We start from the raw sequence: 20,888 nt of genomic DNA on the forward strand, positions 1-20,888 counted from the left end.
AGATAAATATTGGAAGCTATATACGTACTTTGTTTCAAAATGGGTCAATCGAGAATATCGTCAACTGTTTACTAAAAATCAGTTTCATCAAGCAATGAAACACGCCAAAGTAAACAATTTAAGTACCATTACTTATGAGCAAGTATTGTCTATTTTTAATAGTTATCTATTATTTAACGGGAGGAAATAATTCTATGAGTCGCTTTTGTAAATTTGGAAAGTTACACGTTACTAAAGGGAATGTAGATAAATTATTAGGTATAGGGCACCTCTAATAACTACCAATTAATTCACCTCAAAATGAAATTAGAAAAAAACAGCGAAATTTTTAAATCTATTTCTTATCGATACAAATTCCTCGTAGGCGCTCGGGACCCCAACATGAGGAAATGTTTTTATAAAAAAAGAGTAGTTACCGTTTTTTGGTAACTACTCTTTTCCTTTTTTAAGGTTTAAATACCTGGAAGTTTAGGTGTTTTGGGTATTGGTGGTGTAGGTGGCTGCAAGCTTTCCAATTTTTGTTGAATTGCTTTAAATTCAGGTGTCTCTTGGTGTTTATTTAGAACCATTTTTTGCTCTATTCGTTCTAAAGTCGGTTGAATTTCTTTACTTGCTACTTTACGATTCAATTCTTTTTCTAAGGTTTCTTTTGGACTAATAGAAGGTGTTTCCAAACTTGAATAGAGTTTTACTCCTTCTCTGTTATATAGCCTTATATCGCTAAATAAGCCCGTTTTATGAAGGGTTTCTAAATTGGTCGGTAAGTTTTTGACAACAATATCATGCGCTTGTTTTGGTGTTGCCCTGGCTGTCATTGGATCATCTGCATACATGGTTTCATATCGTTCAATTGTTCCTAAATATGAGTTGATTTTAGGTACTGCCATGACATACATTTTTGTTTCATAACCTTTGGCTTGAAGCATTGTTGCGGTTTGAATAGGAACGTCTGTTGTTCGTCCTGTACCTTCGATCACCAAATTATACCCTTGATCGCTCAAACGGCTTATGATCGCTTCTGTCATGCGATTAGAATAAGGGGTAACGTGTTTTACTACGTCTTTTTCATAAAGTTTCACTAGTTCATCAAAATTAGGGTGCTGTTGTTTAAAGGTATCATTATCAATGACAATAACATTCCCTTGTGTTTCTTCAAAAATTGCTGATCGCAAACTGGTTTTCCCTGACCCTGGTTGCCCACCAAGTAAAAAAGCGGTTGGCGATTCAACCGCTTTTTTTCCTTGAATCAATTCTTCTAAATTATCATTTAAGCGATTCTCAAATTGTTTGTCAGTAAAATTGACTATATTTGCCATATTAAGCCACTTTCTCTTTATTCAAAACTTGTTTTGAGTAAAGATTCATTGACCGCCAATACTCATGAACGGCTTGTAATTCTTCTAAAGAATAATCAAAAAGATTTACACGTTTTGCAAGCTTTAATTGGTTTAATAAATTGACTTCCAATAATTGAGAGTCATTTTTATTTAATTCATGGTTCAAAACATAGTTTAATACTCGATTATAAACGCTTGCCGATAATTCGTTAATGATCTCTATTTCAAATGTTTTTTCATACGTAACTGCCATTTCATTTTCACTCCTTTTAAAGTTTGTCAGGTAAATATTTCCGTATATATTCTTCTAAGGCTTGATCCATAACTTCTTTTACGTTTCCGCCATTCTTTGCTGTTTCGATTTTTATGATATGGTGCAAGTCAGCACGAACACGAACCGTCTTATCTCCCATTATATCTTTTTTTGCACTGATTGGTGTATCATTTCGTTTTGCTTTTTGTGCGCCTAAATTTCCCACAATCACTCACTTCTTTCTATTTCTTCTTATTCTTATTTTATCATCAACAATCACAAATCACAAGTGATTTGTGATTAATCACTTGTGATTTGTGATTCTATTCTTTTTCATTTTCTAACTGAATGATTCGCTCAACCATTTCAAAAAATACGTTCTCATACATAGATAAGACTTTTTTGTCATAGCCTTTATGTTCTGTAATGCCGTTCTTAGACCAGGTACTTACTTTATTACTTCGCTTGATAATATTTTGGAAAACCAAATTATCTTCTTTATGTTCGTTGTACAGTTCTTCCAGGTTCGATTTTATCGTTGCGCTGTCCGTATCAACTAAATAAGGAACAAAACCGATCATATCTAGTCCAGGGTTAAACTGTTCTTGTAAATCAATCAAATAGGAAATATAGTTTTGAATGTTGTTTGTACTTTCTTCTTCTGCTTGTAAAGGGATCATAACGTAATCACTTGCCACGATTGCATTATTTGTATAAACGCTTGGCGTTGGTACAGTATCAATAATAATGAGATCATAGTCACTTTTTAAAGGTTCTAACAGAGTAGCAAGCAATCTACTTTCATTTTCAAACGTCCATGAGCGAGTTAATTTTGGCAGTAACATCAAATCAAACGTGCCAGGTATCAAATCTAAATTATCAGTCAAATGAACAATAGAAGAAGCCAAGTTTCCATTTTTCAAGCCTTCGTAAAAATTAACACGTGGCAATTCTACCTTAAAAGTTTTTGCTAAGTCTTTTGTCAATGTTGCTTGTAAGTCCTTATCGATCATTAAAACTTTTAAATTCAATTTGTCTGTCAAGTAAGCAAACATAGTTGATAATTTTGACTTTCCAACACCACCTTTAAAGTAATTATTCAAGATAATTCTTCAAAACTACTGATTGATTCATAACTCAACGCTTTACCTTCACTAATTATAAATCGAGTTAAAGTCTCAAAATCCATCTCTAATTCAACCCTCACTACACTTTTTATGATTATTATGTAAAAAATTGCTTTTTAAAATATATAAAAACATGGTGACTTACACATGAAGAATGCTTATAACAAATTTCAAACTATATTTTTCAATACACTTTACATTCTAACATGGTAAACTCCTCGTTTCCGATATCATTATATCAAAAATTTCACCAAAAAATATATCTCTTTGAAAGCTTGGCTTTTGAAAACATTTTATCATAATGCATAAAGTGAGTAAAACTACTGAAAAATGATAAGTACTTTTGTATCAAATTCAGAACTCACACTTCAATCGACCATTCTGGTGGTATTAGAGGTGGGGACGTTTCTATTCCCACAAACTCCTTGTCAATGGAAACAAACACGTACCCACAGGGTAAATGGAAATAGAATTGGATAATTTCTAGCTATCACTTCTACTCACTCCAAAAAATTCCTCACTCTGATACTTCCCCACCTCAATACAAAAAGCCTTGCAATCAAGGCTTTTCATTATCCCTTTCGTTCAAAGTTTTCTAGGCTTTTACGAGCAGAGCAACACACTCCACGTGATGCGTTTGCGGGAAGAGGTCAACGGGTTGGACTTTTTTGAGTTTATAGCCTAGCTCTTCATAGCGCTTGATGTCACGCGCCATGGTAGCAACGTTACATGAGATGTAGGTAATTTTCTCTGGTTGCATGGCAACACTTGATGTGATAAAACTTTCGGTCAAGCCTTTTCTCGGGGGATCGACTAAGATAACATCGGGTTTGATACCTTTCTGACGCCACTCCTTCATGGCATCTTCTGCTGTTGCACAGATGTAGTTGGCATTTGTGATACCGTTACGCTTAGCATTTTCCTTAGCATCTTGAACAGCGGAAGCGACCACTTCAACTCCGTAAACTGCCTTTACCTTTTTGGCAAATGAAAGACCAATTGTCCCAATACCTGAGTAAGCATCAATCACCACGCTATCTGATGCCAAATCTGAAAAATCAATGGCTACTTGATAGAGTTGCTCAGCCATTTCGGTATTGACTTGATAAAAAGATTGAGCTGAAATAGCGTAACTATTTCCTAACATACTATCGGTGATAGTATCCTGACCATAAAGTGTTTTAAAGTCTTTTCCAAAAATCGCATTAGTATTTTTATCATTGATATTCTGAATGACTGACAATAAGTTAGGAAAGGCTTTCACTAACTGCTCAATGACTTGCTCAATACGGAAAATTTTAGGACGCGTCGTTACTAAGACCAACATGAGCTGCCCTGAATAATGGCCACGACGAACCACAATATTACGAATCAAGCCTGTCTGCTCCTTTTCATCGTAAGGCTTAAGGTCAAAACGACGCAACAAATCTCGTGTCGCTAAAATCAAGCGGTCAATTTCCTTGTCCTGAATATAGAAGTCTTCAATAGGGATCAAGTCATGCGAATTTTTACGGAAGAAGCCTGTTTCCAACTGACCCTTAACACGACGCACAGGTACCGCAGCTTTATTACGATAAGCAAGAGGTGCTTTCATTCCTAACGTTTTAGGAATATCAATAGCTGAAATTCCTGCAATCTTATACAAACTATCTTTAACCTGCTTAGTTTTAAAGTCAAGCTGGGCACCATAGGTCAGATGCCCTAGATCTGCAATACCAGATCTCAAGTATGCCAAATCAACATTTTGATTACGATGCTCTGAATAAGACAAGTATTCCTCAACCTTACCGTACCCCATTTTCTTATTGAGCTTGAGCACCCGCATACGAATACGTTCCCCTGGAAGTGCATTGTCAATAAAAAAGACTAAACCATCAACCTTAGCTACTCCAGCTCCTTCATGGCTTAAATCAATAATATCAACCTCAACAATACTATTTTTAACTAACATTCTTCCCCCTTAGTTTTCTTCTACAAGAATCATTCACTGCTCTCTATTATAGCATATATAACTAAAATTTATGGTCTATCATAAAAAATAAAGATTATCCAAATAATTCCGTAACTGATATCCTATTAGTAATTACTTTTTAAGGAGAACGATATGCCAAATTTAACAATACATACGATTGAGACTGCACCCGATGAGGTTAAAGATACGCTAAGAACGGTTGAAAAAGATAACGGTGGCTATATTCCAAACTTAATTGGACTACTAGCTAATGCCCCTACTGCTTTAGAAACTTATCGTACAGTAGGTGCAATCAATCGACGCAACTCTCTGACACCAACCGAGCGCGAGGTTGTTCAAATTACTGCCGCTGTAACTAACGGCTGTGCCTTCTGTGTAGCAGGGCACACAGCTTTTTCCATCAAGCAAATCCAGATGCCACCAAATCTTCTTGAAGCACTCCGCAATGCCACACCAATTGAAGATGATCAAAGATTAGATACCTTAGCAAAATTCACCATTGCTGTGATTAATACCAAAGGTGCTGTTGGAGATGAGGCTTATAAGGACTTCCTTGATGCAGGCTTTACGGATCAAAATGCCCTTGACGTTATTTTGGGCGTCAGTCTAGCCACTCTCTGCAACTATGCTAACAATTTAGCCCAAACCCCAATCAATCCCGAGCTAGCAGCTTACGCTAAATAATAAAGGAGAAAACCTGCCTATGACTTATTTTTCAACCGAATTTATCACTTGGTTAGACCAACATGCAGATCAACTGGATCAGGAGTCAGGAGAACTCGCAGATCAATTACTCAAAAAAATTGCTCAGTTTAATGTGTTTAAAATCGGAGTTCCTAAAAAACTCGGTGGACTTGGTGGCGATAAAACAGATGTTATTGACCTTCTATCTGAGCTAGCTGAACATTCTCTCACAGCTGCTTTTATCTCATGGGGACATCGTACCTTCATTGAATATATCCTTGCTAGTCCCAATCCTTATCCACGTCAAACCTGGCTAAAAGACCTCCTCGATGGAGAGATTGCTGGGGGAACGGGTTTATCAAATGCTGTCAAATACCTGTCTAACATTGAGGAATTGAACGTCACCATTAGCCAAGAAGGAGATGAGTTCTACCTTGATGGCCGCCTGCCTTGGGTGACTAACCTGCGTTCAGATCGTTTTCTAGCTGTTTTTGCGGCTGGCTTTAAGGGTAATCGCAAGCCTTGGATTTTAGTTATCCCATCTACGGCAGAACACCTCACCCGTTCTCCTGATTTAGAGTTTGTCTCCCTACAAGGTGCTAATACAGCTGCTCTTAGCTTCAACCATGTCAAACTAGATAAGAACTGGGTCTTATCTACAGATGCTCCTGACTATATTGCACAAACTCGACCAAGTTTTCTAGGTTTTCAATTTGGGCTAGCACTGGGACTCGCTAAACGCTCACTATCAGAAGTCCAAAATAGTCTGAATAGTAACCGAAGCGTTCTAAAAAATGACTATCAAACGACCCTAGCACAATTAGAAGCGATTCAAGGCGACCTATTCCAAGGGTTAAAACGTGACAATTACTTTATCCAACACCCTAAAGAACTCTTTCAACTACGTATTGATATTGTCGATGTTGTTTCAGCAAGCCTACTCCTAGAGTTACAAGCTAGCGGAGGTCAAGGTTACTTTAAGCAATCTTCTTCTAGTTTTATCCGTCGTTGGAATGAGGGAGTCTTTTTACCAATTGTCACACCAAGCGCCGTGCAACTTCGCCATATCTTAGCTAAAGCGTAAAGTAAGTGAGACGGCTTATGACAGCATTCCTATCAAATATTCCACTTGCCATAACCAGCCTAATGCTAGCCCTATTTAGTCTAGCTAATTTACTTAGTGACTTTCCTAAACTATCAGGTATAGTCTATCTTTTAGCAACACTGCTTCTAAGTCTCATTACTGGCCGACTTCTATTAACTGCAAAAACATTACTAACGGAATTTGAAAACCCTGTTGTTGCCTCTAGTTTTGCTAGCTTTTTTATGAGCCTCTTTGTGTTCATAACTGCTCTACCTTTTGAACAAAGATTAAAGATAGGCTTATGGGGATTAGTTCTGATCAGCTATCTGATTTATATCGTCTGGTTTAGTGATCACTTTATTTCCCAAAAAAATCTTGATCAGATTTATCCTAGTTGGTTTGTTCTCTATGTTGGTTTAGCGATTAGTATCCCCACTAGTCCTAGTAACACTTTAGAGTTTCTTCATTTGCCAATTTTAATGGTTTCCAGTCTAGCTTGGCTCATTCTATTTGTCACCATCACTTACAGGCAGATTAAAAATCCTCTGTCCTTAACAGAAAAACCTTTATTAGCCATATACGCAGCTCCTCTCTCCCTACTGTTAACAGCTTATCTAAAACTTTTCCCAGCAGCAAATCATCCGTTGATTTTAGGGGTACTCCTGTTTTCTCAACTCCTCTATCTATTTGCACTAGTTATCTTTTTCAAACAAATAAGGAACACATTTTCCCCTATTTTTTCTGCTTTCAGTTTTCCTCTTGTTAGCAGCATAGGCGCTTTAAAAGCTAGTCTCCCTCTTTTTAACTATCACCAATCCATACTAATACTTTATACAGTAGAACTCCTTCTTGTTATTACTATCATTGGTTTCCTTACCTATAATGTTTTCAAGTTTTTTAGGCAAAAATCCCTAAAAATACTCCATGCTTCTATAATAAATAAAAATAAATGAGATAATAAAAAACTCTAAACTTCGATTCACATAGAAGTTTAGAGTTTTTTATCTAACGAAATCCTAAGTCAGCTAATTCCTTTTGATAACTATCAAAATCAATCAACAGACCTTGACCTCCATAAATATCATAATCATCTACCCAATCACCATTTTCTGGAATTGTTGTTCGCTCGATTCCTTTTTGACCACTTGAAATAACAGAAAGACCATTTTGTACAATGAAAGAATAAGGAACATTCGTTGAGGTTAAGGCAAAAATCGTTCCCAAAGCTGTTGATCCTGTAAATAGTTTTGTTGGATTTTTTAACTGTGTCATAACAGCTTGCATGACTTGTTGTTGACGCTTCGTCCGACCAAAATCACCCTCATCATCTTTTCTAAAACGAGCATAATTCAGTAAAGTCCGTCCATCCATGTACTGTGTTCCAACTTTGATAGTTTGATTAGGAACTACACCATCCTTCATATTAAGATCATCAGGCACCTCGACCTTATCCACTTCTTCTCCATCTACAGTAGCAAATTGTGCATCAATTTTGACACCATTTGGAAATAGAGCATCAATAGCTTCTGCAAAGGTTTCAAAATCAACCATAGCATAATATTTAATATCAATATCAAAATTACGCTTTAAAGTTTCTCGTAGTAATTCTGCACCTTGGTTATCATTTTGTTCCCCAATATTAAAAGCCGTATTCAGTTTATTGTCAACTGTATAATCATCGGCACTGACACCTTCAATATTGACCAAAATATCTCTCATGAAGCTAACCATTTTTATCTTGCCATCTTCATTTCCAATATTAACAACCATAATGGTATCTGCTCTAGCATCTGTTGACTGCTCAGTTACTCGCTTATCAGTTCCCATAATTAAAATATTGGTGCCATCACTGGTTTCCTCTCCATTAAAAACTTCAACAACCGCAGCCTTATGATTAGCTTCAGCTTCTTGTTGCGCATCATTTCTTCCTTTAAAAAAGAGAAAAATCATAATGGAAATGACGGTAAGAAGAAAAAGTAAGAAACCATAAAAGAAATATTTTAATTTCTTTTTTTTCCCTGTCTTTTTGGGTGTTAGTCTTTTTTTATCCTGTTTTTTAGGAGAAACAGGTCTTGAAGAAGGAGTGTCTTTAGAATGTGGTGGAATGACACTAGTTTCCTTGTATGGTGTAAGCTGAGGCGAGGCTTGAGTTTCAGAAATGGGCAATCCCTGTCTTTTTCTATTTAGATAGTCAAATTCCTCTTTTTCCCTAGGTGTCAAATAGCTGATATTAGCCAATAAATAGTTAAACCTAAGTCGTTCATGATGATTTAGATTGGACATTTCTCACTGGTCTTTCTTATTTTTACGTTTCATTCTAATATTCGATAATTATAATTGAAAAACGGGATAATCACCTAAAATTTTATAGGAAATTCCAATTACAGCTAACTCTTCTAGAGCAAAGTCAACCAACTGATTGTTTTCATTATCTAAATCGATAATAAAGAAATATTCCCCTAGAGTTGTCTTTAAAGGGCGACTCTCAATTTTTGTCAAATCAATTCCTCGCCAAGCAAACGTAGATAGAGCCTTATAAAGTGCACCAGGTAAATTATCTGGAAGAGTTAAAGCTAAAGAAAGTTTACGATCTATTTTTTTTAGTTGAATCTCAGGCTTTTGCTCTCCCAAAACCCAAAATCTCGTAAAGTTTTCTTCCATCTCCTGAATATCATTTGCAATAATAGTCAAACCATATTCTTTAGCTGCAGCTTCTGGGGCGATTGCTGCAAAAGCTTCCTTAGGATGTTCCGAAACATATCGAGCAGCATAGGCCGTACTAGCTGTGATTTCAATCTTTGCCTCTGGATAGTGCTTTGTGATGTACTTTTTCCCTTGAGCAATGGCTTGAGGATGAGAAAATATTTTTTCAATATGTTCCCCATCATTTTTAACCATTAATTGTTGCTTAATATGCTGAATAATTTCAGCCACTGCATGAATTTTAGCTTGATGAAATAAATAATCCAAAGTTTCATGAACAGATCCCTCAATAGAGTTTTCAACTGGAACAATGGCATAGGTCACCTGATGACTTTCATAAGCCTTAATCACTTCAGTAATGTTCGAAAATGGAATTAACTCTTCTTTTGGAAAAGTTTTTAAAGCAACATTGTGTGTAAAAGAGCCACTTGGACCCAAATAGGCTATCTTCATCCAATTTCCTCTACAATTTCAGCAGGTGTTTTTCCAGATACAAGAATAACTCGGCTAGCAGCTTCTTCATACAAGGCTTGACGACGGTCAAATAAAGCTTGAAAAGCCTCCTTGGTATTGTTAACAAAAAGCGGTCTAATATTTTTTGTATCTGCTTGAATACGCTGGCGCACTGTTTCTAAATCTGCTTTTAGATAAATGGTATCCGCATTAGCAGCTAACAAGCGACGATTATGTTCACTTTCAACAACTCCACCGCCAGTTGACACAACTTGATTGGTTTTCAAAAGCTCTTCTAATACTTCCGATTCAATCTTTCTAAAAGCTGCTTCTCCTTCTTTTGCAAAAAAATCTGCAATCGGCATCCCAATACGTTCAGTGATGATAGCATCCATATCAACATAATTAGGGTCTAATAACTGAGCAATTGTGGTTTTTCCTGCCCCCATAAATCCGATTAAAATTTTAGCCATTGAGCAATGCCTCCATATGATCAAAGAACATCGGATAGCTTGTGTTAATCGCCTCCGCACGTTCCAGAATAACATCCCCATCTTTAACCAATAGACCAGCAATCGCAGCCATCATCCCAATACGGTGATCTCCATAAGTATTGATTGTTGCACCATGAAGGGCTGTTCTTCCCTCAATAATCATGCCATCCTCAGTAGGTGTAATATTTGCTCCCATAGCATTCAGGGCATCTGCAACTACTTGGATACGGTCTGTTTCTTTAACTTTTAACTCTTCTGCATCACGGATAACAGTTGTTCCCTTAGCTTGAGTAGCCAATAGTGTGATAATTGGTAACTCATCAATGAGGCGAGGAATAATGTCACCTGCAATTTCAGTCCCAACTAGATCAGAAGTTTCAACCGTAATTGTCGCTGATTTTGCAACCTCATCAACTTGCGAAAGTGTAATGTTACCATTCATACTCTTAATCACATCAATGATACCTGTACGAGTTTCATTGATCCCAACATTTTCCAAAACAACTTTAGAATTTGGAACAATAAGTCCCGCCACTAACCAAAAGGCTGCTGAGGAAATATCTCCAGGAACAGTGACATCTTGTCCAACAAATTCTTGCCCCCCTGAAATACGAATCTCTTTATCATTGACAGAAATCTCTCCACCAAACTGAACAATCATGTCTTCAGTATGATTACGCGTTTTTTCTTTTTCAATGATAACACTCTCTCCCTCAGCTTGTAGCGCTGCAAAAATCAAGGCTGACTTCACTTGAGCAGAAGCAACAGGTAGATGGTAGTGAATTGGTTTTAGGGTTTTACTTCCACGAATCTGCAAAGGAGGTAAATCACATTCGGTTTGCCCTGAGATTGTTGCTCCCATCTGAGACAAAGGGATAGTCACTCGATCCATTGGACGTTTGGATAAACTATCATCTCCAAACATCTTTGCTTCAAAATCTTGTCCCGCTAAAACACCTGAAATCAAGCGAATAGACGTTCCTGAATTTCCCATGTCTAAGGCATTTTTAGGGGCTTTTAAACCATCAAACCCAACTCCATGAACCTTGACAATCTCACCATCATCCTCAATTCTTACGCCTAAATCACGAAAGACTTGCATGGTTGAAAGGACATCCTCACCACGTAGAATATCACGAACAGTCGTCACACCTTTAGCTAGACTACCAAACATGATTGATCTATGGCTAATGGATTTATCTCCAGGAACACGAATTGTTCCTTTCAGTTGTCTTGCATTCGTCTTTAACTTCATCTCATACACTCCAAAATCTATAATTATAACTATTCTATCATAAAACAAGGCATTTTATCTTAATTTCTCTTGTTTTTTAGTATTTTATGAAGAATTTTTTGGGGTCTACAATAAAAGGAGTTGAGACCTATTATCCAACTCCTTCCTCTCTTATTTAACAAGTTCTTGCAAAGGGGCAAATACAATTTTTTCAATATCTGCTATGTAAACGGACAAACGTTGTTGTTGATCAAAATAATTTTTCAAAATTGAATTAGCTTCAATTTTTTGTCCCAACTCCATCATGGCTGTCTGATCTTCTTGGCTAGGCATTTGTCCTGTTTGCATTAACCCTTGCATTTTTTCTTGCATGGCTACAAAGTCTGACCACAAGCTTTTGGCAGCTGAATCAGCTTCAATTTGTTGTTTCGCTTCTTCTACCGCCTTATATTCCGGTAATAGACGGATACCACGTTCTAATTCATTTGCTAAATCATAGACATTCGTTGACATACTATTTCTCCTTTAAATTGTTACACGATAAGACGTGTTTTCTGTAATCACTTTTTGTGCATGTTTCAAATCTTTTTCATTCTTAAATGAAATTTGAAGTATGCCGTGGATGTCTTCTCTATTCTCTTCATTGATATGAACATTAACCAGAGACGTTCCTCTCAAGAGTTCTAGAATATGCAAAATGACATCTTCTTCATCTGGAACATCAACAAAAAGATCATAAGAGCTATCAACTCCTCCACGTTTATGGATTTCCATTTCTTTTCTAGTTTTTCGACCATGATCAAAAAATGACCATATTCCTTCTTCGTCACCTTTTTCAATTAATGACGCCACTTTATCTAAGCGTTCTTTAAAATCCTCAATACGATTAAGCACAGCAGCCTTATTAGTCAACAAAATGCTTGTCCACATGCTTGGTTCACTCTCTGCAATCCGTGTCATATCACGAAAGCCCCCTGCAGCAAAGTGATTGGTCATTTCATGGAGTTTTGCATAATCACCTGCCTGCTCCATCAAACTCGAAGCAATGATATGGGGAAAATGACTAATTTGACTAGTCACATTATCATGCTCTTTAGGATCAATCTCTACAAAACGCGCTTGCAACCCAGACAAAACCTCTTTTAAGTTAGCAATAGTATCAGGTTGTGTCATTTCTGAAGGGGTAAAAATATAATAAGCATTTTCAAAAAGGGTGACATCTGAGGCTATTACACCTGATTTATGACTACCCGCCATGGGGTGACTTCCCACAAATTGAACAGGACGCCCTTTCAGATAGTGATCGGCTGCTGTAACGATGTCAAGCTTAGTTGATCCAGCATCTGTAATGATAACATTTGATTTTAAATCTAGCTCGGCTAACATTTTAATAAAAGCAATCGTCTGTTTGATAGGGACCGCTAAAATAATCACATCAGCCCTGGGAGCAAATGAAGCAAAATCATCCGTCGCCTCATCAATAATCCCTCGCTCTAGTGCAATATCACGAGACTCACTGGAGCGATTATAGCCGAGAATTTTATAATTTGGGTGAGCTCGCTTTATCCCTAAAGCCATCGAACCACCAATCAAACCTAAGCCTGCTATATAAATAATTTTTTCTTCCATTTTTACTCCAATTAGCTCATTCAACGCTTAATATTAAACTTTTATACACTAGAACCCTTTAACATAAGCATTGTGACGCGCTACTGCATCTTTTAACTCTTCAAGATTATCTGATGAAAACTTATCCAAAATCTCTGTCGCCAACACTGTTGCTACAACATTCTCCATCACTACGCCTGCTGCTGGAACAGCCGTTGGATCAGAACGTTCTACGCTCGCTTTATACGGCTCATGTGTCTCAATATCTACACTCATCAGAGGCTTGTAAAGAGTTGGAATAGGCTTCATCACGCCTCTCACAACAATAGGTTGACCATTCGTCATACCCCCTTCAAAACCACCTAAATTATTAGAAGTACGTGTATAACCTGTTTCTTCAGACCAAACAATCTCATCCATGACCTCAGACCCTGGACGGTAACCCGCTTTAAATCCTACACCAAATTCAACACCTTTAAAAGCATTGATAGACACAACACCTTGGGCTAACTTGGCATCTAATTTACGATCCCATTGAACATAAGAACCTAAACCAACAGGAACACCACCAACAACCGTCTCAATGACACCCCCAATGGTGTTACCTTCTTTTTTGATACGATCAATATAATCCTTGATTTCCTGTTCACGCTCTTGATTAACAATAGATACTTCCGATTTTCTAGCCAATGCTTTGATCTCAGAAACAGTTAGATTATCTGGAACGTCAATTTCGATGCCACCAAAAACAACAACATGGCTAGCAACTTCCATTCCAAGCTCTTCTAACAAACGCTTAGCCACTGCTCCTACTGCGACACGCATAGTCGTTTCGCGCGCACTAGAGCGCTCTAAGCTATTTCTAAGGTCTGAAAATCGGTATTTCATCCCCCCAACAAGATCCGCGTGCCCCGGGCGAGGTTTCGTTAACTTACGAATAGATTTCTTCTTTTCTTCAATATCTGCTGCTGACATAATCTCTGTCCAATTTTTAAAGTCACGGTTTGTGACATTTAACGTAATCGGACTGCCCATTGTTAAACCATGACGAACACCTGATGTGATTTCGACTTGATCTGACTCAATCTTCATACGTCCACCACGTCCGTAACCACCTTGGCGACGTTTTAGTTCAGCATTGATATACTCAGCTGTTAGAGGAAGACCCGCTGGCACCCCTTCAATAATAGCGGTCAAACGAGGACCATGTGATTCACCTGCTGTAAAATATCTCATTTATTTCTCCAAATATTCTCTCATTTCTTCAAGTGGAATTTGGTTAATGGCTGCTTGACCAAGTTCTGGAACAATGACCGTCTTAATTGATTTTCCACGTGCTTTTTTATCATGCGTCAAAGCCTGATATAATTTCTCTCTATCCCACGGCTCATAATCTGTTGGCAAGCCAAACTTAGCACACATTTGGGTAATCTCATCCGTTATCCCTACTGGCATCAATCCCTTTTTCTCTGCAACACGGGATATCTGAACCATACCAATGGCAACTGCTTCACCATGCATGACTTTACCATAACCTGCTGTTGTTTCAATTGCATGACCAATCGTATGCCCGAAGTTGAGGTAAAGACGCGTACCATTGTCTAATTCATCTTCTACTACAACCTTGCGCTTCACTTGACAGGAATGATAAATGATACTTTCAGCGTGTTCCAAGATTCCTTCAATAGATCCATCCATACTTTGTAACTCTTCCCAGAGTTCTAAATCATCAATTAATCCATATTTGACAACTTCTCCCATTCCTTCGATGAGTTCTCTTTTTCCAAGAGTATTTAAAGTATTTGGATCTATTAAAACCCCATCAGGCTGAGTAAAAGTTCCCACAGAATTTTTTGCATTAGGAGTGTTAACACCTGTTTTACCACCAATAGAACTGTCCACTTGTGCTGTCAAACTAGTAGGAATTTGTAAAAAATGAATCCCTCGCATATAGGTCGATGCGACAAAACCAGCTAAGTCTCCAACAACACCTCCACCAAGTGCCACAATCCCATCACTACGAGTCATACCATTTTTAAACAAAAAATCATAAGCTTTGTTGACTGTGGTTAGATTTTTCTGTGCCTCACCTTCTAAAAAGTCAAAGACAGCTACTTCAAATCCTGCATCTTCAAAACTTAGCTTTACTTTTTCAGCATATAAACTACCTACATGATTATCCGTAATAATAACGACCTTTTGAGGTTTCCATAACTGTGCTGCCCACTGACCTGACTTTGCCAAGGAACCACGTTCTACAATAATATCATAAGGATTATGAGGAAGATCAACTCTTACTTTCATCATAGTACTTCCTTCCTTTTTAATTTCTTTTATATTGTTCTTCTAAAGCTGCCCAAATTTTGTCTGTTGGCATTTCTTGTCCAGTCCATAATTCAAAGGCTGCGGCCGCTTGAAATAATAACATTCCTAACCCATTGATAGTTTGACGCCCTTGGGACTTCGCTAAGGCTAAGAAAGGTGTTTCAAAGGGTTGGTAAATGACATCTGCAACCAAAAGATTTGTGTGAAATTGCATCTCTTCTGACACTACCATTGATTGACCATCCATACCGACACTTGTCGCATTGACTAAAAGATCTGAGGCATCTGCTTTTTCTTGAATCAAAGCTTGCTCTTCAATCGGTAAAACCTCAATCGTAACACCTGTTTTATCAGTAAAAAGTTTGGCACGCTCACGAGTTTCATCCAAAAACTGACTTTGGTTGAAAATGGTTATCTTTTGAGCACCGTTAAGAGCGGCTTGAGCAATGATAGCAGTCGCTGCACCACCACCTCCAAGAATGGTCATCACTTTTCCCTCAACAGAAAAATCTGCAAATGTCGCTAAACTCTTAAAAAATCCAAGCCCATCTGTATTATAGCCATAAAGTTTTCCTTCACGATTAACAACTGTGTTAACCGCTCCAATAAGCTCAGCGGCATCCGTCAATTCATCCAAATAAGGAATAACAGCTTGCTTGTAGGGCATTGAAATATTAACCCCAAACATATCATAACGTTTGACATTAGCTATCGTGACTTCTAGTTCCTCTTCTGGAATATCCAAAGCAACATAAACGCCATTAACACCGGTTTCGTCAAAAGCTGTGTTATGAATAAAAGGTGAGATAGAATGTTTAATCGGTCTTGCAACAACCGCAGCTAATCGCGTATGTCCATCAATTTTCATCTAAAATCTCCTTAATTTTTTTCATATTAGAAAGAGAAATTTGCCCTGGAGCAGATGCCTCATCTAGGCTGGCAAATGTCCAATCACTGCCCGTCAAAGTTCCCGACATCCGAGTTAGTTGACCTAATTTCCCCATAGACATGGTGACATAGGTTTGTTCAGGATTCAATGTCTTAAAGCCACGTGTATAATTCATAAGGTCCAGAACATCTTGCTCATTTTTAGGCATCACAGCAATTTTAACCACACGAGGGCTAACTGCAGTCAGCTCTGAAAAAACTTCCATTAAATTTTCTGGTGTTTCAACAAAATTATGATATGACAAAATTAGATTTGGAAACTCCAACATCTTATCAAAGACATTACGGTAAGAAAAATATTCAAAATCAATATATTCTGGCTGATATAGGGCATTAATATCCTTTATGATGGAAATGTATTCATCATCTGACAAAACAATATTTCCACCTTCCTTATTGGTACGCAAAGTAAAAATAATTTCAAAACCAACAAATTTTTCAAAAATAGCTGGTGCAACATGTAAAATATCATCTTTTGATAACACATCTGTCCGCCATTCAATAATATCTACACCATCGAATTTTGTGACATCAATCTGGTTAGCCTCATCTAAACTTCTAGGCATTACCGGTACTACTATTCTCATACATCAACCTTAATCGTAAATACTTTTAAATAATTACTACTTTCATCATTTTTATTATAGGTGAAATCAGCTGGCAACTGATTTAAAGAGTGATATCGGTGTTTGGTCTGACCAAATCCTTTATCCAATTGTTTTTTAAATTGTTCGACAGTCATATTTGAAGCGTTTGTAGAAGCAATAATCGTCCCTTTAGGCGATAAAATTTCCACTGCCTGCGTAATTAACTTATGGTAATCTTTCACTACCGAGAATGTCTGCTTTTTGTTACGAGCAAAACTAGGAGGATCGATAACAATCATATCAAAACACAACCCTTTTCGCTTTGCGTACTTAAAATATTCAAAAACATCCATCACAACAAATTGGTGCTGATCAGTAGATAACCCATTGGCTAAAAAATGTGCTTCAGAAAGTTCTCGTGATCGCTTTGCCAAATCAACTGAAGTTGTTTTAGTCGCTCCCCCCATGGCTGCTGCTACTGAAAAAGCTGCTGTATAAGAGAACATATTGAGAACTGACTGTGACTGTGCTAAACCGTCCACTAAACTAGCTCTCACATCATGTTGATCAAGAAAAATCCCTGTCATCAGCCCATCATTAAGAAAAACACTATAAGCTACACCATTTTCTAAAACCGTAAAAGTTTGCGGACTTTCTTGTCCAAAAAGATGGGCAGACTCATAATCTAATCCCTTAAAACGAATTTTCTCATAGGCTCCACTGACTTCTGGAAAAATATTTTGAAAAGCTTTACAGATTATCTCTCGCAATTGATAAACATAAGGGTTGTACCAAGAAAATAGAGCATAATCGTTATATAAATCAATACTTATACCACCAAAATCATCTCCATCCTGGTTAAAGACACGATAGGCAGTTGTTAAATCTGAATGACTATAGCTTTTTCGCTTTTCTTTGGCCCGACGAAATAACTCCTCAAAGTAGGCTTGATTTAAATCAACTTTATTTTTATTAATAAACCAGCCCACTCCTTTATTTTGCTTAGAAAGATAAGCTGAACCTAAAAGATGTCCTTTTTCAGAATACAGTGCGACTACTTCATTGTCGAAAGAAAGATTTGGATAACATTTACCATCTAATAGCTGAATGCCTGATTTCAGGTTTCTTTCAGCCAAATGACCTACAACAAGTTTTTTCATATTTTCTATTATACCATAATATTATCAGACTTTTCATAGCAAATTAACCCTTCTATCCACTCCTCACTATATTTTTATGTTATAATCATAGACGAGATTTTAATTTAGGAAATTTTCTAAAAGGACGTTACTCAGTGAAAAAGATAATAAACCATTTTTATCAAGTTATGAGCACTCGATTCGGCTTCATACTATCGCTCTTATTCTTTTATTGGCTAAAAAGTATGTGGGCTTATAATATTGATTTTAACTTAGACCTTGATAATGTTTATCAACTATTTTTGACCATTATCAACCCCATCCCCCTTAGTTTACTATTTTTAGGACTGGCTTTATATGTAAAAAATACTAAAGTATTTTATATTTTAAGCTTCTTCTTATATGCTCTCCTAAATATACTGTTAATTGCAAATGCACTTTATTACAGAGAGTTTTCTGATTTTATTACGATTACGGCTGCCCTAGCTTCAAGTAAAGTTTCAGCTGGTTTAGGAGATTCTGCTATTAATCTACTTAGACCTTGGGATTTGATCTATATCCTAGATGTCATTATTCTCATTTACTTGTATAATCGAAAAAAAGTACGCTTTGATACTAAACCTGTTAATAAACGAGCAAGTTTTGCCGTTACTGCTTTGTCTGCCTTACTTTTTTCAATCAATCTGTTCTTGGCAGAAATTGATCGCCCAGAGTTACTAAGCAGAGGTTTTTCAAATACTTATGTTGTACGAGCACTTGGGCTACCTGCATTTCTAGGATATGATGGTAACCAAACTTACAAAACACATAAGGTTCGTTCCGAAGCTGATCCTTCTGAAATAGAACCTGTTAAAGAATATGTTGCTAGCCATTATGCTAGTCCTAACTCTGACTACTTTGGCATTGGAAAAGGGAAAAATGTCATTGTTATTCACCTAGAAAGCTTCCAACAATTTCTAATTGATTATAAGCTCAAAGTAGATGAAAAAGAGTATGAGGTTACCCCCTTTATCAACTCTCTCTATCATTCTAATGAGACATTTTCTTTCTCAAACTTTTTCCATCAAGTAAAAGCTGGCAAGACATCCGATGCTGAGACCCTAATGGAAACATCACTTTTTGGGTTGAATCAAGGCTCATTTTTTGTTCAATATGGTGCCCAAAACACTCAACAAGCTGCACCATTTATTTTATCTGAAACTGGTGGATACACTAGTGCAGTTTTCCATGGAAACAGTGGTTCATTTTGGAATCGAAACAATACTTATAAAAAATTTGGCTATAATTATTTCTTTGATCAGTCTTATATGTCAACCTTAACCAAAGAAAATTCTTTCCAATATGGGCTAAATGATAAGGTTATGTTTGCAGATTCTATTAAATACCTCGAACATCTACAACAACCTTTTTATACAAAATTCATTACAGTATCTAATCATTATCCTTATCAAAACCTTTCAGGAGATGATGTTGGATTCCCATTAGCACAAACAAATGATGAAACCATCAACGGTTATTTTGCTACTGCTAACTACCTTGATAGCTCTCTTAAGGCTTTCTTTGATTATCTAAAATCTAGTGGATTGTACGAGAATTCTATTATTGTGATGTATGGAGATCACTATGGGATTTCCAATTCTCGCAATACTGCTTTAGCAGAGTTACTAGGAAAAGATCCTGAAACTTGGACAGACTATGATAATGTGATGCTCCAACGAGTTCCATATATGATTCATGTCCCTGGGATGACAAAAGGATTTGTTAGTAACACTTTTGGAGGAGAAATTGATGCCCTCCCTACTCTTGAGCATGTCTTAGGAATTGACTCGAAAAACTTTATTCAATTAGGACAAGATTTACTATCTCCTGATAATAGCCAAATAGTTGCCTTCAGAACATCAGGAAACTATGTTACACCAAAATACACTGTTTACGGTGGTCGTGTTTATAATACTGAAACAGGAGTTGAAATCACCAACCCTGATGAAACAACTTCTGTTGAACTACAAACCTACAAAGAAGCTGCCGCTAAACAACTTTCTATCAGTGATGAAATACAGACTGGAGACCTCCTTAGATTTTATACAGAGAGTGGCTTAGGGACATTAGATTCAAGTAAAATTTCTTATTCTGACTCCCTAAAAGCCCTCAAACAAATAGAAAAGGAAAAAGGAGATCAATCAACTAGTCTTTATAGTCAAAATGGTAATAAGTCAACACAAAACTTATTCAAAGCACCGAGTTATCTAGAATTACATAAAAATGATTCAGAAGTTAGCTCCAGCTCCACATCTGAATCATCTAGCACTAATAATCAAGAGTAAAACTATCTCTAACTAAAAAAAGTCGTTCTTAACTTAAAAAGAACGACTTTTTTAGTTGGCTTTATTCAGCACGTTTCAATCCACCTGTTTTACTTCTTTCCTTCTTCAATCTAACAAGAACTATAATAAATGTTATAAAGATCATCTACATGTCAAAAAGAAAAAGCAACAGTGTTAAAAACCATTGCTTTTTTTAGTCCAGACGTTTTATTCTAAACTCTATTTAATTCATTACTTAGCTAATTTAGCCTTAGCAGCATCTGCAAGAGCTGTGAAAGCTGCAGCGTCGTTAACTGCTAAATCAGCAAGCATTTTACGGTTTACTTCAATTTCAGCTAATTTCAAACCGTGCATCAATTGTGAGTATGACAAACCGTTCATACGAGCAGCCGCATTGATACGAGTGATCCACAATTTACGGAAATCACGTTTTTTCTGACGACGATCGCGGTATGCATAGTAGTATGAGTTCATTACTTGTTCTTTCGCTGTGCGGAACAAGATATGCTTAGCTCCATAATAACCTTTTGCAAGTTTTAGAATACGTTTACGACGTTTGCGTGATACAACGCCACCTTTAACACGTGCCATTTATATTTTCCTCCAAATAATTCTG

Annotated in this window: 22 protein-coding genes; 5 read left to right on the top strand and 17 right to left on the bottom strand. The window is 36.9% G+C overall.

Annotated features, from left to right (window positions below):
- Positions 1-190, top strand: a 190-nt coding sequence (locus ACVRWY_RS00005) for an rRNA adenine N-6-methyltransferase family protein (RefSeq protein WP_222718503.1), incomplete at its 5' end; no start/stop codon positions are given.
- A 262-nt stretch (positions 191-452) separates the two neighbouring features.
- Here the strand turns inward: ACVRWY_RS00005 and ACVRWY_RS00010 are convergent.
- From ACVRWY_RS00010 to rlmD, 5 genes are all read right to left on the bottom strand, one after another.
- Entirely contained in the window at positions 453-1,316 is an 864-nt protein-coding gene (locus ACVRWY_RS00010; protein WP_002300569.1) for a zeta toxin family protein, read from the bottom strand.
- Position 1,317: 1 nt separating this feature from the next.
- Positions 1,318-1,590: an antitoxin gene (locus ACVRWY_RS00015; protein WP_354367072.1), complete on the bottom strand. Its 273-nt coding sequence runs from the start codon at positions 1,588-1,590 to the stop codon at positions 1,318-1,320.
- Between the two features lie 16 nt (positions 1,591-1,606).
- Positions 1,607-1,822 (bottom strand): peptide-binding protein, encoded by a 216-nt coding sequence (locus ACVRWY_RS00020; RefSeq protein WP_001835296.1) that lies wholly within the window; start codon positions 1,820-1,822, stop codon positions 1,607-1,609.
- 91 nt (positions 1,823-1,913) lie between these two features.
- Entirely contained in the window at positions 1,914-2,699 is a 786-nt protein-coding gene (locus ACVRWY_RS00025) for a ParA family protein (protein WP_354367079.1), read from the bottom strand.
- 613 nt (positions 2,700-3,312) lie between these two features.
- The gene (gene rlmD / locus ACVRWY_RS00030; RefSeq protein ID WP_354367071.1) at positions 3,313-4,668 is read right to left on the bottom strand and encodes a 23S rRNA (uracil(1939)-C(5))-methyltransferase RlmD; all 1,356 of its coding nucleotides are present in this window, start codon (positions 4,666-4,668) and stop codon (positions 3,313-3,315) included.
- 153 nt (positions 4,669-4,821) lie between these two features.
- Here rlmD and ACVRWY_RS00035 point away from each other — a divergent pair, with 153 nt between their 5' ends.
- From ACVRWY_RS00035 to ACVRWY_RS00045, 3 genes are read left to right on the top strand one after another with little or no spacing between them, the layout of a single operon-like run.
- Complete coding sequence (locus ACVRWY_RS00035; RefSeq protein ID WP_354367069.1) at positions 4,822-5,373, top strand: carboxymuconolactone decarboxylase family protein; 552 nt, start codon at positions 4,822-4,824, stop codon at positions 5,371-5,373.
- Between the two features lie 19 nt (positions 5,374-5,392).
- Positions 5,393-6,457: an acyl-CoA dehydrogenase family protein gene (locus tag ACVRWY_RS00040; protein ID WP_354367067.1), complete on the top strand. Its 1,065-nt coding sequence runs from the start codon at positions 5,393-5,395 to the stop codon at positions 6,455-6,457.
- Between the two features lie 17 nt (positions 6,458-6,474).
- The gene (locus tag ACVRWY_RS00045; RefSeq protein WP_354367066.1) at positions 6,475-7,410 is read left to right on the top strand and encodes an SLAC1 family transporter; all 936 of its coding nucleotides are present in this window, start codon (positions 6,475-6,477) and stop codon (positions 7,408-7,410) included.
- Positions 7,411-7,462: 52 nt separating this feature from the next.
- Here ACVRWY_RS00045 and ACVRWY_RS00050 read toward each other — a convergent pair whose 3' ends face one another.
- From ACVRWY_RS00050 to ACVRWY_RS00100, 11 genes are all read right to left on the bottom strand, one after another.
- On the bottom strand, positions 7,463-8,740 hold the full coding sequence (locus ACVRWY_RS00050) for an LCP family protein (protein ID WP_354367065.1): 1,278 nt from the start codon (positions 8,738-8,740) through the stop codon (positions 7,463-7,465).
- 48 nt (positions 8,741-8,788) lie between these two features.
- Positions 8,789-9,613, bottom strand: a complete 825-nt coding sequence (gene pheA, locus ACVRWY_RS00055) for a prephenate dehydratase (protein ID WP_354367063.1) — start codon at positions 9,611-9,613, stop codon at positions 8,789-8,791.
- Complete coding sequence (locus ACVRWY_RS00060) at positions 9,610-10,086, bottom strand: shikimate kinase (protein ID WP_354367062.1); 477 nt, start codon at positions 10,084-10,086, stop codon at positions 9,610-9,612. The genes pheA and ACVRWY_RS00060 overlap by 4 nt, the downstream gene beginning before the upstream one ends.
- Entirely contained in the window at positions 10,079-11,362 is a 1,284-nt protein-coding gene (aroA, locus tag ACVRWY_RS00065; protein ID WP_354367060.1) for a 3-phosphoshikimate 1-carboxyvinyltransferase, read from the bottom strand. The genes ACVRWY_RS00060 and aroA overlap by 8 nt, the downstream gene beginning before the upstream one ends.
- A gap of 150 nt (positions 11,363-11,512) precedes the next feature.
- A complete protein-coding gene (locus ACVRWY_RS00070; RefSeq protein ID WP_354367059.1) occupies positions 11,513-11,854 on the bottom strand; it encodes a YlbF/YmcA family competence regulator in 342 nt (113 codons plus the stop codon).
- 12 nt (positions 11,855-11,866) lie between these two features.
- On the bottom strand, positions 11,867-12,970 hold the full coding sequence (locus ACVRWY_RS00075; RefSeq protein WP_354367057.1) for a prephenate dehydrogenase: 1,104 nt from the start codon (positions 12,968-12,970) through the stop codon (positions 11,867-11,869).
- Positions 12,971-13,018: 48 nt separating this feature from the next.
- Positions 13,019-14,185 carry a chorismate synthase gene (gene aroC / locus ACVRWY_RS00080; RefSeq protein ID WP_354367056.1) on the bottom strand — a complete coding sequence of 389 codons (1,167 nt, stop codon included), beginning with the start codon at positions 14,183-14,185 and terminating at the stop codon, positions 13,019-13,021.
- Entirely contained in the window at positions 14,186-15,253 is a 1,068-nt protein-coding gene (gene aroB / locus ACVRWY_RS00085; protein WP_354367078.1) for a 3-dehydroquinate synthase, read from the bottom strand.
- A gap of 19 nt (positions 15,254-15,272) precedes the next feature.
- Positions 15,273-16,142, bottom strand: a complete 870-nt coding sequence (locus tag ACVRWY_RS00090; protein WP_354367055.1) for a shikimate dehydrogenase — start codon at positions 16,140-16,142, stop codon at positions 15,273-15,275.
- Entirely contained in the window at positions 16,132-16,809 is a 678-nt protein-coding gene (aroD, locus tag ACVRWY_RS00095; protein ID WP_354367053.1) for a type I 3-dehydroquinate dehydratase, read from the bottom strand. Before aroD ends, ACVRWY_RS00090 begins: the two co-directional genes overlap by 11 nt.
- The gene (locus tag ACVRWY_RS00100) at positions 16,806-17,969 is read right to left on the bottom strand and encodes a class I SAM-dependent rRNA methyltransferase (RefSeq protein WP_354367051.1); all 1,164 of its coding nucleotides are present in this window, start codon (positions 17,967-17,969) and stop codon (positions 16,806-16,808) included. The genes aroD and ACVRWY_RS00100 overlap by 4 nt, the downstream gene beginning before the upstream one ends.
- Before the next feature lie 134 nt (positions 17,970-18,103).
- On the opposite strand from ACVRWY_RS00100, the gene ACVRWY_RS00105 reads away from it, so the two are divergent.
- Positions 18,104-20,272 (top strand): LTA synthase family protein, encoded by a 2,169-nt coding sequence (locus ACVRWY_RS00105; protein WP_522732347.1) that lies wholly within the window; start codon positions 18,104-18,106, stop codon positions 20,270-20,272.
- A 231-nt stretch (positions 20,273-20,503) separates the two neighbouring features.
- Here the strand turns inward: ACVRWY_RS00105 and rplT are convergent, their stop codons facing one another.
- Positions 20,504-20,863 (bottom strand): 50S ribosomal protein L20, encoded by a 360-nt coding sequence (gene rplT, locus ACVRWY_RS00110; protein WP_003003310.1) that lies wholly within the window; start codon positions 20,861-20,863, stop codon positions 20,504-20,506.
- Positions 20,864-20,888 lie beyond the last annotated feature (25 nt).

This window comes from Streptococcus porcorum, from assembly GCF_053203725.1.